The organism is Mycobacterium sp., from assembly GCF_032162605.1.
Classification (GTDB): domain Bacteria; phylum Actinomycetota; class Actinomycetes; order Mycobacteriales; family Mycobacteriaceae; genus Mycobacterium.
Window position 1 is genome coordinate 1 of sequence record NZ_JAVROT010000506.1, and the last position, 12,946, is coordinate 12,946.

Genomic DNA, 12,946 nt, shown 5'->3' on the forward strand with positions numbered 1-12,946 from the left:
CCGCTGATCAGCGGGCAGAAGGAATTCGACGCGATCTACGAGATTCTGCACGGCGTGTTGAGTGAGGCCGGAAGACTTCTCTAACCGCTACCGGTAACTTCTCGCAGGTGACCCCGGCAACGAGACCGTCCATCGATCCCGTCCGCTGGCACCCGCCGCCGTCGCGGCGGCTGCCAGCGCCGGATCGCGATCCGCAGTTGCGAATCGTCGTCATGCCGGGACCCGCGCCCGAGGACGTCGCCGTCGACCCCGACGGCGCCGTGTGGACCGGGCTGGCCGACGGGAAGATCGTGCGCATCGAGGCGGATGCGACGTCGCATGCTGTCGTCGCGGACACCGGCGGCAGGCCACTCGGCCTCGCCGTCGCGCGCGACGGCCGGCTCCTGATCTGCGACAGTCACCGCGGGTTGCTGCGCATGGACACCGGCACGGGCCAGATCGAGACACTGGTGGCCGATGTCGGCGCCGACGGCCGCAGCTCCGCGGGCTCCGTGCGGCGAAGTCGTCCGCTGAAGTTCTGCTCCAACGTCGTCGAATCTTCGGACGGCACAATTTACTTCACAGAGTCCACCGCACGATTTCATTACGAGCGGTACAAGGGCGCAATCATGGAGGCCCGCGGCTCGGGGTCACTCTTCCGGCGTGACGTCGACGGCACCGTGACCACGTTGCTCACCGGTCTGTACTTCGCCAACGGCGTCACGCTCACCACCGACGAGTCCGCCCTGGTATTCGCCGAGACCCAGGGCGCCCGCGTGTCCAAGTACTGGCTCGCCGGACCTGCCGCGGGCACTGCGGCTCCGCTGGCCGCCGAACTGCCGGGCTATCCGGACAACATCTCGACGGGACCGGACGGCCGTATCTGGGTGGCGATGGTGTCGGAACGCAACGCCTTCTCCGAGTGGCTCGTACCGAAGCCGCCAATCCTGCGAAAGCTCCTGTGGCGCTTGCCCTATGGCTGGCTGCCCGACGTCAAGCCCGTGGTGTGGGTGATCGGCTTCGATCCGGACGACGGCCACGTGGTCGCACAGGTGCGTACCCGGCAGCCGGGATTCGGGTCGACGACCGGTGTGGTGCAGCACGGCGACCGGGTCTGGGTCGCGGGCATCGGGGCGTCCGCCATCGCGTACTTCGACCTGTAGGCATCCACGTCCATCGAACGTGACACCAGTGCGAGATCCGGCCCCGATATTCGCAGTGGCGTCACGTTCGCTGCCGCACGCAGCGGCAGCAGTGCACGTGCAACCCCATAGGCAGCAATTGTCACTCTGGTAACAGCGTGGCAACCCGGAAATCTGCTTTCGATCTCCTAGTCTGCACACACGATGGCTACCTACGGATCAGTCTCGCGCCGCGTCGCGTGCCTCGCTGCCGCCATGGCTCTGTCGACCGCCCCGCTGCTGGTCGGGATCCCATCGGCCCACGCCGACGACGCCTGCCCGTACCGGGTGGCGACGCCACCCGCGGTCGACTCCTCCGAGGTTCCCCAGGCAGGCGACCCGCCCCAGCCGTTGCCCGTGCCCGCCTCGCCCGTCGGTGGCGATGCACTCTCCGGCTGCGGCATCGTCACCGCGCCGGGCACCGCGCCAGTGCCCGGCGACGTCTCCGCCGAGGCATGGGTGATCGCCGATCTCGACAACGGCGACATCATCGCGGCCAGGGATCCACACGGCAGGCACCGTCCCGCCAGCATCATCAAGGTCCTGGTGGCGATGCAGTCGCTACGGGAACTGCCGGTCGGCAAGCAGGTCATCGGGACCAACGATGACTCGGCGGCCGAGGGGACCCGCGTCGGCGTCGAGCAAGGTGGCAAGTACACCGTGAACGACCTGTTGCACGGCCTGCTCATGCACTCGGGCAACGACGCCGCCCATGCGCTTGCCGTCCAGCTCGGCGGCATGGACGTCGCCGTGGCGAAGATCAACGACCTGGCGGGAAAACTCGGCGGCCACGACACCCGCGCCGCGACTCCGTCTGGTCTGGACGGTCCCGGCATGAGCACGTCGGCCTACGACCTCGGGTTGTTCTACCGGTACGCCTGGCAGAACTCCGTGTTCCGCGACATCGTCGCGACCGAGACCTACGACTTCCCTGGCCACCCCGGTCGCGACGGTGGCGAGGACAGCCCCGGTTACCAGTTGGAGAACGACAACCAGCTGCTCTACAACTACCCGGGCGCACTTGGCGGCAAGACCGGATACACCGACGACGCCGGCCAGACGTTCGTGGGCGGGGCCGAGCGTGACGGACGGCGGCTCGTCGTGGTGATGCTGCATGGCACCCGCCTGCCGATCGCACCGTGGGAGCAGGCCGCCCACCTACTCGACTACGGATTCGGGACACCACCGGGAACGAAGGTCGGCACGCTCATCGAGCCCGACCCGTCGCTGACCGTCAGGGACCAGAATCCGATGGGAGACAAGGTTCCCGCACAGGACGTCGCGGCACCCCAACTCCCGACCGCGAATGCCGTGCCCGTCCGGGTGGGCGTCGGCGTCGCGGGCTCGATCGTCGTGTTCGGCCTCATCATGGCCGCGCGGTCGCTGAACCGGCGACCCACGAACTGACGTTCGCCTCCCCTAGGGGCGGCGCGTCAGCCGCGAAAGGCCAAGGGCTCCAAGTGCACCCACTCCCGCCGCAGCGATCGCACCGCCGACTCCAATGCCTTCCCTGACCTCGATCCTGGTAGTGATCTCGGCGGGATGGGGCGGACCGACCGGAGCGGCGGCGAGGCTCTCCGGCGACGTCGCCGCCCATGCCGTGGCGAAGAGGATCAGCCTCGCGGTGATGTAGGAGAAGACCATGAGGCCGAGCACGGGGCCGAACGTGGCGCCCGCCGGGCCCCGTAGCACGGATGAAAGGTAGACGGACGCGACGAGTTTGAAGATCTCGAACGCCACCGCGGCGATCAGCCCGGCCCGCGCCGCGCTGCGGAAGCTCAGCGACTCGCGTGGCAGGCGGGCGATGATCCAGGTGAAAAGCAGCCACGAGATGCCGAGGGAGACCAGCATTGATGCGACTCGCAACAGGACGCCCAGTGCCGGGAAGTCGGGGATGCCCAGCCACTCGAGCACGTTGCGCATCACCGTCTTGTTGCCGAGGACCGTCAGCCCGACGGTGACGACGATCGCGGCGAACGCCGACAGCAGCGCAAGCAGATCCGAGATCTTGGTTCTCACGAAGCCCGGCGGTTCACCGCGCTGCAGACCCCACATCTGACTGAGCGCCTCGCGCAGGTTGGCCATCCACCCCAACCCGGCCCACGCCGCGGTGGCCAGGCCGATGACGCCGACCGACGTGCGCGAGGCGATCGCGGAGTCCATCAGGTTGATGAGTTGCGCGCCGAGGTCACCGGACACGGCACCCTTGATCTTCGCCTCGACCTCCGCAAGCAGGTCTGGCCTGTTGGCAAGCACGAAGCCGCCCGCGGCGAAACCGACCATGAGAAGTGGGAACAGCGCGAAGATCGTGAAGTACGTGATGCCCGCGGCGTAGAAGTCACCCTTGCTGTCGTTGTAGCGCTCCTGGGCACGCATCACGCGGTCGAACCAGACGAATCTGGCGCGCAGCCGGTCCATCACGCCAGGCTTGGCCGGTTCGCTCACGCCGGCCTCCTGGTTGTCATGACGCTGCCGTTCTATTCTCTCTTCGCGCGAGCGCTCATCGGAAGAAACCCTAACCGGTCGTATACCCGCTGCAACGTCTTGGCAGACACCTCGTTGGCCCGCTCGGCGCCCGCGGCCAGCGCTGACTCCAGCTCGGCCACGTCGGCCAGCATTTCGTCGACCCGCGCCTTGATCGGCGTGACGAACTCCACGACGGCCTCGGCGGTGTCGGCCTTGAGGTCGCCGTATCCCCGCCCCGCGTAACCCTCGACGAGCTTGTCGACGTCGACGCCGGTGACGGCGGACTGGATCGTCAGCAGGTTCGAGACGCCCGGCTTCGCGTCCCGGTCGAAGCGGATCTCGCGTTCGCTGTCGGTGACGGCGGACCGGAGCTACTTAGCGGGCTTCTTCGGGACGTCGAGCAGGCTGATCAGCCCCGCATCGGTGGCGGCCGACTTGCTCATCTTCGCGGTCGGATCCTGCAGGTCGTAGATCTTGGCCGTCGCCTTCTGGATCATCGGCTCGGGTACGACGAACGTGCCAGGGAACCGCGCGTTGAACCTCTGTGCGACGTCTCGGGCGAGCTCGAGGTGCTGACGCTGGTCCTCACCGACGGGGACCAGGTCGGTGTCGTAGAGCAATACGTCGGCGGCCATCAGCACCGGGTAGATGAATAGCCCGACGGTGGTGGCGTCGGCACCTTCCTTCTGCGACTTGTCCTTGAACTGCGTCATGCGCGAGGCCTGGCCGAACCCGGTGAAACATCCGAGCACCCAAGTCAATTCGGTGTGGGCGGGCACGTGGCTCTGCACGAAGACGGACGATCGGGACGGGTCGATGCCCAACGCCAGGTACTGCGCTGCGGTCACCAGGGTGCGCTTGCGCAGCATCTCGGGATCCTGCGCGACGGTGATCGCATGCAGGTCGACGACGCAGAAGTAGGCGTCGTAACCGTCCTGCAGCCCGATCCACTGGCTGACCGCGCCAAGGGCATTGCCGAGGTGAAGGGAGTCGGACGTGGGCTGCACGCCCGAGAAGACGACTCTTTCGGGGGCACCGTCACTGTTCCTTGGGCTCATGATGCCTTCGATCCTTCCACTGCCGTCATCCGGTTTCGTCACGGGTCAGCCGACGCAGCACCTTCAGGAACACCCGTCGCTCCTCGGCGCCCAACTCGCCGAGCCACCGTTCCTCGCCCTGCTGAATGTCGGCCTGCGCGGCAGCCTTGACGACCCGCCCGGAGTCAGTGATCGCCAACAGGCGCACCCGTCGGTCGTCGGGGTCCGGATGACGCTCGATGTGTCCGCGTTCCTGCAGCTCGTCGAGGGTGCGGATGATGCGGGTCTTGTCGGCGCCGATCGCCTCGGCCAACGCCGCCTGGGTCCGCATCGACGACCGGTCCAGGGCCACCAGTACGACGTAGCCCCACATCGTGAGACCGTGCGCCTCCAGAACCGGCTGCTCGGCGGCCATCAGCGCGCGCACCAGCGGAGCGAGCATCGCCGCGAGGTCGGGGCGAGGGGACTGTTGCGACATCGGATCATGGTAAGCGTTGCCATATCGTACGCTTACGCCTATCGTATGCCTATGCCTATTACTTCATATGCGTTGCTCCCACTGCACCGGACCGCCGTCCTCGCGTCGATCGACGTCGTCGCCACCGTTCGACCCGAAGACCTCAACCTTCCGACGCCCTGCGCGGGCTGGAACCTCTCGGACCTGCTCGCGCACATGACCGTCCAACACCGCGGATTCGCCGCGGCGGCAGGGGGTTTCGGTACCGATCCGGAGATCTGGCGGCCCGAGACCGTCCTCTCGTGGGTCACCGCAGATCCGGCGGGCGCCTATGCCGCGGCCGCTCACGACGTACTCGACGCCTTCGCCGCCGACGGCACCCCGGACGCGGAGTTCGCACTGCCCGACTTCGGCCCTGGCGCAAGCGTCCCCGGCGTCATGGCGATGGGGTTCCACTTCGTGGACTATGCCGTGCACGGCTGGGATGTCGCCGCCACACTGGACGTCCCGTACTCGCTGCCCGCCGACGTGGTCGCCGCGGTCCTGCCACTCGTGCTGGCCGTTCCCGACGGCGACTTCCGCGCCGCGGCGGGATCACCGTTCGGCCCGGCGGTCGAATCGGCGGACACGGACGACTTCGATGCCATCCTGCGCCACCTCGGCCGCCGGCCGGACTGGGCCACCAACGACGCTCAAGTCGGGTAGTCAACTACGCAAGCCCACTTCTGAAGACCCCGTCAGACTGATTCCGAAGCGAGGGGGATCACCATGGCGGCACTGGGTAAGCACGCGGTAGTTCTCGGCGCGAGCATCTCCGGCCTGCTGGCCGCGAGGGTTCTGGCCGACTTCTTCGACTCCGTCACCGTGATCGAGCGAGACGCCCTCGGTGATGGCGCGGAGAATCGTCGCGGCGTACCGCAGGGCCGCCATCTCCACGGGCTGCTCATGCGCGGCTCACAAGTCCTGGCCGAGCTGTTCCCCGGCATTCTCGACGAACTCGTCGCCGCGGGTGCCCCACATTTCGACGGCACGGACGTCTCGCGCATGTACCTGTGCATGAACGGCCACTTGCTGGTTAGGTCGGGCGATGCCGAGCGACTCGGCGTGTACGGCCCGAGCAGGCCGCTCCTCGAGAGTCACATCCGTCGTCGCGTGAGATGCCTCGGCAACGTCACGCTGCGCGCCGCCTACGACGTCGTCGATCTCACGTCGACATCGTCCCGTGAGCGCGTGACCGGAGTCCGCGTCGCTCCCCACGGAGGAGGCGAAGCATTGGATCTGACAGCAGATCTCGTCGTCGACGCCACCGGCCGCGGAGCACGCACACCCGCCTTCTTGGAAGCACTCGGCTATCGAAGGCCGACAGAACAGAAGGTGACGGTACACCTGAAGTACTCGAGCCAGTTGCTGCGCCTGCCACAGGACGCATTGACCGAGGTGGTCTTCCTGATCACGCCGGTCGCGGGTCGTCCTTCGGGCCTCGCCATGGCCCGGTGCGAAAACGACAACTGGATGCTCACCGTCGCGGGCATGGCCGGCAACGACCCGCCCGACACCTTCGATGAGATCTGCGATTTCGCCGCTGACATCCTGCCCGCGTACGCGCTCGCGGCCGTTCGGTCCGCGACGCCGCTCGGTCCGACCGCGCAACATCGGTATCCGTCGAGTCGGTGGCACCGATATGACCGACTGCGTCGACTGCCGGACGGACTGCTCGCGGTCGGAGACGCGGTATGCAGCTTCAATCCCATTTACGCGCAAGGCATGACGGTCGCTGCTCTGCAGGCACTCGCACTGCGTGAGAGCTTGTCGAGGGGGACCGAAAATCTGCCGCAGCGGTTCTACGCGGCGGGCGCGAAGCCGATTCGACAGGCCTGGCAACAGGTGGTCGGGAACGATCTCTCGTTGCCCGAGATCGTTGGCACCCCCCCGTTGACGACAAGACTGATCAACCCGTACGTCGAACGCGTGTTGTCCGCAGCCGAGCACGACCTGGCCGCCATGGAGGCCTTCATGCGGGTCGTCTGGCTGGTGGACCCGCCACCTCGACTGATGCGTCCGACCATCGTCGCGCGGGCGCTGACTGCCGGGCGCAGGAGCCCGGAGGTCGCGAGCAGCGGCCACCGTCTAGCGGTACTCCACCGTCACGGGCGCGTGGTCGGACCAGCGCAAGGCGTAGGCGTCGGCTCGCTCGACGCGGGCTTCGACCACGCGGTCGGCCAGCAGTCGGCTGGCAAGCTGATAGTCGATCCGCCAGCCCGCGTCGTTGTCGAACGCCTTGCCTCGCCATGACCACCAGCTGTACGGGCCGGGCACTTCCGGGTACTTCACCCGAACGACGTCGACCCAGCCGGTGGCGAGCAGATCGGTGAGCCACTGCCTCTCGCTGGGCAGGAAGCCAGCCTTCTTCCGGTTGGCCTTCCAGGCCTTGATGTCGTGCTCGGTGTGCGCAATGTTCCAGTCCCCGCACACGACTGCCCCGCGGCGCTTGCGGCGTAGCACCGCCATGCGCGTGGCGACGGCGGCCATGAAGCGTTCCTTCTCCAACTGCCGACCGGTCTCGGCCTCGCCGGTCGGGAAGTACACGCTGGCGACGGTGGCGCCTGCGGTGTCGACCTCGAGGTAGCGGCCGTGGGCGGCGAACTCGTCGGCGTCCGGCCCGATGAGCACGCGAGTGATGGCATGCCGGCTCAGCACGGCAACACCGTTGCGGCCCTTGAGATGCGGGTCGGCCGACGCGAGGTGCCAACCATTGACCAGGGCGGGCGCCAACGCCTCGGCCAGCTGGTCGTCGTCGGCGCGGGTCTCCTGCAGGCAGACCACGTCCGCGCGCGTCTGCTCCAGCCACGGCAGCAGGCCGAGATTCTCCGGCGACCGTTCCTTGACTGCTGCGCGGATGCCGTTGACGTTGACGGTGCTGAGGATCACGATCGAAGACTTTAACGGCCATCGACGATTCGTCATTCTTGCGGTACCGCCGGTATCGCCTTAGGGTCGGCGGCATGGCAGAACGCGCCCCCATCCACGTCGGGTCCGGCGAACCGATCGTGATGTTGCACCCCTTCCTGTGCTCTCAGGCGGTGTGGAGCACGGTCGCGGATCAGCTGGCCGAGACCGGCCGCTTCGAGGTGTTCGCCCCCACGATGGTCGGCCACAACGGCGGACTGCGCGCTTCGTCGTGGTTCATGGACACCGCCGATCTCGTCGATGACGTCGAGCGGCGGATGGACGAATTGGGTTGGGATACTGCGCACATCGTCGGTAACTCGCTCGGCGGCTGGGTGGCCTTCGAACTGGAACGACGCGGCCGGGCGCGCACGCTCACCGCGATCGCACCGGCTGGCGGCTGGTCGCAACATTCGCCAACGAAGTACGAGACGGTGCTGAAGTTCCTCCTCGGCGGCCCGGTGCTCGTCGCGGCGCGGCTGCTCGGCCCCCGCATCCTCGACCTGCCGTTCGCGCGCCGGATTGCCACACTCCTAGTCAGCGGTCCAGCCGACGGACCGAGCCATCCCGAGCTCGTCGCGCTGGTGGATGACGCGACGCACTGCACGGCCTACCTGCAGCTCCTGGTCAAGACCCTGCGGCTGCCCGGTCTGCTGGAGCTTGCCAGCGTCGCGGTGCCCACCCAGCTGGTGCTGTGCGGTCAGGACAGGGTCTTCCCCAGCCCGCGCGGCACCAAGTACTTCGTCGACAACCTACCCACCGACGCTCGGGTGACCCGCCTCGAAGGCCTCGGCCACATCCCAATGCTCGAGGCGCCGGGGCGCATCACCGAGCTGATCGCCGACTTCGTCGACCAGCACGCCGAGCCGCAGAGACAGGCACCGCCCGCCGGTTAGGACGTCGGCGTGAGCGTGCGCAGATGCACGCACACGACGGCGTGTCGACGGGCAGACACGCGCGCTCGCGGGAAGATGGCGTCAGCTCAGGGCCTGCTTGAGATGGTCGGCGATGGTGCCGAGATACTCCTCGCTGGTCTCCCAGCCCTGCTCCGGCCCGATCAGGATGGCGAGGTCCTTGGTCATGTGCCCGCCCTCGACCGTCCCGACGACCACTTCCTCCAGCTTCTCGGCGAACTCGATCACCGCAGGCGTGTTGTCGAGCTTTCCGCGGTGCTCGAGTCCACGGGTCCAGGCGAAGATCGAGGCGATCGGATTGGTCGACGTCGCCTTGCCCGCCTGGTGCTGGCGGTAGTGCCTGGTGACCGTGCCGTGGGCGGCCTCGGCCTCGACTGTCTGGCCGTCCGGTGTCATCAGCACCGACGTCATCAGGCCCAGCGAGCCGTAACCCTGTGCGACGGTGTCGGATTGGACGTCACCGTCGTAGTTCTTGCAGGCCCAGACGTAACCGCCCTCCCACTTCAGGCACGAGGCCACCATGTCGTCGATCAGGCGATGCTCGTAGGTCAGGCCCTTCGAATCGAAATCTGCTTTGAACTCCTCGTCGAAGATGCGCTGGAACTCATCCTTGAACATCCCGTCGTAGCCCTTGAGGATGGTGTTCTTCGTCGACAGGTAGACGGGGTAATTCTGTTGCAGCCCATACTTGAGCGACGAACGGGCGAAGTCCTGGATGGACTTCTTGAAGTTGTACATGCCCATGATGACGCCGCCGCCCTCGGGGATCTGGACGACGTCGTGCACCATCGCCTCGCTGCCGTCGTCCGGCGTGAACGTCACCGTGAACGTGCCGGGCTTTTCCACCTTGGTGTTGAAGGCGCGGTACTGATCGCCGAAGGCGTGCCGGCCGATGATGATCGGCTTGGTCCAACCAGGCACCAGCCGCGGCACGTTTTCGATCACGATCGGGGCGCGAAAGATCGTGCCGCCCAAAATGTTTCGGATGGTGCCGTTGGGTGACAGCCACATCTCCTTCAGACCGAACTCCTTGACGCGAGCCTCGTCCGGCGTGATGGTGGCGCATTTGACTCCGACGTGGTGTTTCTTGATCGCGTTCGCCGCGTCGACGGTGACCTGGTCGTCCGTCTCGTCGCGGTACTCCATGCCGAGGTCGTAGTACTCCAGGTTCACGTCGAGGTGCGGGAGGATCAGGGTGTCCTTGATCAGCTTCCAGATGATGCGAGTCATCTCGTCACCGTCGAGCTCTACTACCGTGCCTTCGACCTTGATCTTCGACATGCGGGTCAGCCCTGCCCAGCCTCCAGTACCTCGTTGAACGTCTTGCTCGGGCGCATCACCGCCGTGGTCTTCTCGACGTCCGGGTAGTAGTAGCCGCCGATGTCCACCGAGGTTCCCTGCACCTCGGCGAGTTCGGCCACGATGGCGTCCTCGTTGTCGGTCAACGCCTTGGCCAGCGCCGCAAAGTGTTCCGCGAGTTCCTTGTCATCGGTCTGCGCGGCAAGTTCCTGCGCCCAGTACATGGCCAGGTAGAACTGGCTGCCCCGGTTGTCGAGTTCACCGGTCTTGCGCGACGGATTCTTGTTGTTCTCCAACAGCTTTCCGGTCGCAGCATCGAGCGTCCTGGCGAGGATCTTGGCCCGCTCGTTGTCGGTCTTGGTACCCAGATCCTCCAAGCTGACGGCCAAAGCGAGGAATTCGCCGAGCGAGTCCCAGCGCAGGTGGTTCTCCTCAACCAACTGACTGACGTGCTTGGGCGCCGAACCGCCCGCGCCCGTTTCGTACAACCCGCCGCCTGCCATCAGCGGAACGATGGACAACATCTTCGCGCTGGTGCCCAGCTCGAGGATCGGGAACAGGTCGGTCAGATAATCGCGCAGGATGTTGCCGGTCGCGGCGATGGTGTCCTGCCCCCGCATCGCGCGCTCGATCGTGTGCCGCATGGCCCGTTCCTGCGACATTATCGAGATGTCGAGGCCGTCGGTGTCCAGATCGGCGAGGTACGTATTGACCTTCTCGCGGAGCTCGTTCTCGTGCGGGCGTTCCTGGTCAAGCCAGAACACCACCGGCATGCCGGACTCACGCGCCCGGGTCACGGCCAGGTTGACCCAGTCGCGGATCGGTGCGTCCTTGACGACGGGCATCCGCCAGATGTCGCCGGCCTCGACGTTCTGCGTCAGCAGTACCTCGCCGGTGTCCACGTCGACGACGTTGGCGACGCCGTCTTCGGGGATCTCGAAGGTCTTGTCGTGGCTGCCGTACTCCTCGGCCTGCTGCGCCATCAGGCCGACGTTGGGAACGGTGCCCATGGTCGTCGGATCGAACTGGCCGTGCGTCTTGCAGAAGTTGATGATCTCCTGGTAGATGCGGGAGAAGGTCGACTCCGGGTTGACCGCCTTGGTGTCCTTGGTCCGCCCGTCGGCGCCATACATCTTGCCGCCGAGCCGGATCATCGCGGGCATCGAGGCGTCCACGATGACGTCACTGGGCGAATGGAAGTTCGAGATGCCCTTCGCCGAATCCACCATGGCCAGCTCGGGCCGATGTTCGTGGCAGGCGTGCAGGTCTCGGATGATCTCCTCGTGCTGCGAGGCCGGCAGTGACTCGATCTTGGCGTAGAGATCGGACAACCCGTTGTTGACGTTGACGCCCAGTTCGTCGAAGAGCTTCTGGTGCTTGGCGAACGCGTCCTTGTAGAAGACCTTGACGGCGTGTCCGAAGACGATCGGGTGGCTCACCTTCATCATCGTTGCCTTGACGTGCAGGGAGAACATCACGCCGGTCTTGTAGGCGTCCTCCATCTGCTCTTCGTAGAAGTCGCACAAGGCCTTCTTGCTCATGAACATGCTGTCGATGACGTCACCGTCGTCCAACTTCACCTCGGGCTTGAGCACGACCGTCTCGCCGCCCTTGATGGCGAGCTCCATCCGCACCTTGCGTGCCCGGTCCAACGTCAGCGACTTCTCCCCGTGGTAGAAGTCGCCGTGCTTCATGGTCGCCACGTGGGTGCGCGACGCCTGGTTCCACGCGCTCATGCTGTGCGGGTGCTTGCGGGCGTAGTCCTTGACCGCCTTGGGTGCGCGACGGTCCGAGTTGCCTTCGCGCAGTACCGGGTTCACCGCGCTGCCCAGGCACGTCCCGTAGCGCTGCTTGATCTCCCGCTCCTCGTCGGTCTTCGGCTCCCCGGGATAGTCGGGAAGGTCGTAGCCCTTCGCCTTCAATTCCTTGATGGCATTGAGCAGCTGGGGCACCGAGGCGCTGATGTTCGGCAGCTTGATGATGTTGGTCTCCGGCAACTGTGTCAGCGCGCCGAGCTCGCCGAGATTGTCCGGCACGCGCTGCTCTTCGGTCAGGCGGTCGGAGAACTCGGCCAGGATGCGGGCGGCCACCGAGATGTCACTGGTCTTGACGTCGATTCCGGCGGCATCGGCGAAGGCGCGTATCACCGGCAGAAATGCGTACGTCGCAAGCAGGGGCGCTTCATCGGTCAACGTGTAGATGATGGTCGGCTGCTGGTCACTCATGGTCACTCTCCCGGCGTCATGGTCGGTCAGAATCTGAGGCGCTCCGCAGGTGTCGCGGCAGCCTTCAGTATCGCGTCGAATGCGACGCTACGCGCACGTCGGGGGTCGAGAACGACCCCTCCCGAGTCGGCCCGCCGTACAGCGCCGCGAACCCGCTGGCAGGCACACGCGGTCACGAGATACGCTTCGTTTCGGTCATGAGTGCCAGCGTCAAGCCCCGGCTCGCTGGCCGGCAACCCTCCAACCGCGGTGGGGTGCCCCGGGTGATTGACCAGGTTGAGTAGCCGCAGTCGGCTACACGGCAAGCGCGGGCCCGCCATGACGGGCCCTTGAGTAGACAGGGAAACCTGATGCGGAGGCCCACATTGTGCAGTTGTCGCCGAACCATCCCCAGACTTGATCCGTGCCCCCAAGGGCACTCCCAGCTCATCTCCAGGAGACA

Annotated in this window: 9 protein-coding genes, 1 pseudogene and 1 riboswitch; of the genes and pseudogenes, 4 read left to right on the forward strand and 6 right to left on the reverse strand. The window is 66.2% G+C overall.

What is annotated here, in order from left to right; translation table 11 throughout:
- Window positions 1–107 precede the first annotated feature (107 nt).
- Both QOI01_RS27975 and QOI01_RS27980 read left to right on the forward strand, forming a co-directional pair.
- Window positions 108–1,142: an SMP-30/gluconolactonase/LRE family protein gene (locus QOI01_RS27975; protein WP_526386406.1), complete on the forward strand. Its 1,035-nt coding sequence runs from the start codon at window positions 108–110 to the stop codon at window positions 1,140–1,142.
- Window positions 1,143–1,325: 183 nt separating this feature from the next.
- Window positions 1,326–2,567 carry a D-alanyl-D-alanine carboxypeptidase family protein gene (locus QOI01_RS27980; protein ID WP_526386407.1) on the forward strand — a complete coding sequence of 414 codons (1,242 nt, stop codon included), beginning with the start codon at window positions 1,326–1,328 and terminating at the stop codon, window positions 2,565–2,567.
- A gap of 12 nt (window positions 2,568–2,579) precedes the next feature.
- Here the strand turns inward: QOI01_RS27980 and yhjD are convergent, their stop codons facing one another.
- The 3 genes and pseudogenes from yhjD to QOI01_RS27995 all read right to left on the reverse strand — a co-directional run bounded on the left by yhjD (window position 2,580) and on the right by QOI01_RS27995 (window position 5,141).
- Window positions 2,580–3,605, reverse strand: coding sequence for an inner membrane protein YhjD (gene yhjD / locus QOI01_RS27985; RefSeq protein ID WP_526386408.1), 1,026 nt, complete (start codon window positions 3,603–3,605; stop codon window positions 2,580–2,582).
- A gap of 32 nt (window positions 3,606–3,637) precedes the next feature.
- Window positions 3,638–4,684 (reverse strand): annotated as a pseudogene (gene trpS / locus QOI01_RS27990) (tryptophan--tRNA ligase).
- Between the two features lie 25 nt (window positions 4,685–4,709).
- Complete coding sequence (locus QOI01_RS27995; RefSeq protein WP_526386409.1) at window positions 4,710–5,141, reverse strand: MarR family winged helix-turn-helix transcriptional regulator; 432 nt, start codon at window positions 5,139–5,141, stop codon at window positions 4,710–4,712.
- Window positions 5,142–5,192: 51 nt separating this feature from the next.
- Here QOI01_RS27995 and QOI01_RS28000 point away from each other — a divergent pair, with 51 nt between their 5' ends.
- Complete coding sequence (locus tag QOI01_RS28000) at window positions 5,193–5,825, forward strand: TIGR03086 family metal-binding protein (protein WP_526386410.1); 633 nt, start codon at window positions 5,193–5,195, stop codon at window positions 5,823–5,825.
- Window positions 5,826–7,247: 1,422 nt separating this feature from the next.
- Here QOI01_RS28000 and QOI01_RS28005 read toward each other — a convergent pair.
- On the reverse strand, window positions 7,248–8,048 hold the full coding sequence (locus QOI01_RS28005) for an exodeoxyribonuclease III (protein WP_526386411.1): 801 nt from the start codon (window positions 8,046–8,048) through the stop codon (window positions 7,248–7,250).
- Window positions 8,049–8,122: 74 nt separating this feature from the next.
- Between QOI01_RS28005 and ephH the strand changes: the two genes are divergently transcribed.
- Window positions 8,123–8,962 carry an epoxide hydrolase EphH gene (ephH, locus tag QOI01_RS28010; RefSeq protein ID WP_526386412.1) on the forward strand — a complete coding sequence of 280 codons (840 nt, stop codon included), beginning with the start codon at window positions 8,123–8,125 and terminating at the stop codon, window positions 8,960–8,962.
- An 81-nt stretch (window positions 8,963–9,043) separates the two neighbouring features.
- Here the strand turns inward: ephH and QOI01_RS28015 are convergent, their stop codons facing one another.
- Window positions 9,044–10,261 carry an NADP-dependent isocitrate dehydrogenase gene (locus QOI01_RS28015; RefSeq protein WP_526386413.1) on the reverse strand — a complete coding sequence of 406 codons (1,218 nt, stop codon included), beginning with the start codon at window positions 10,259–10,261 and terminating at the stop codon, window positions 9,044–9,046.
- Between the two features lie 5 nt (window positions 10,262–10,266).
- Entirely contained in the window at window positions 10,267–12,504 is a 2,238-nt protein-coding gene (locus QOI01_RS28020) for an NADP-dependent isocitrate dehydrogenase (protein WP_526386414.1), read from the reverse strand.
- Between the two features lie 193 nt (window positions 12,505–12,697).
- A riboswitch (SAM riboswitch) is annotated at window positions 12,698–12,818 on the forward strand.
- Window positions 12,819–12,946: the final 128 nt, after the last annotated feature.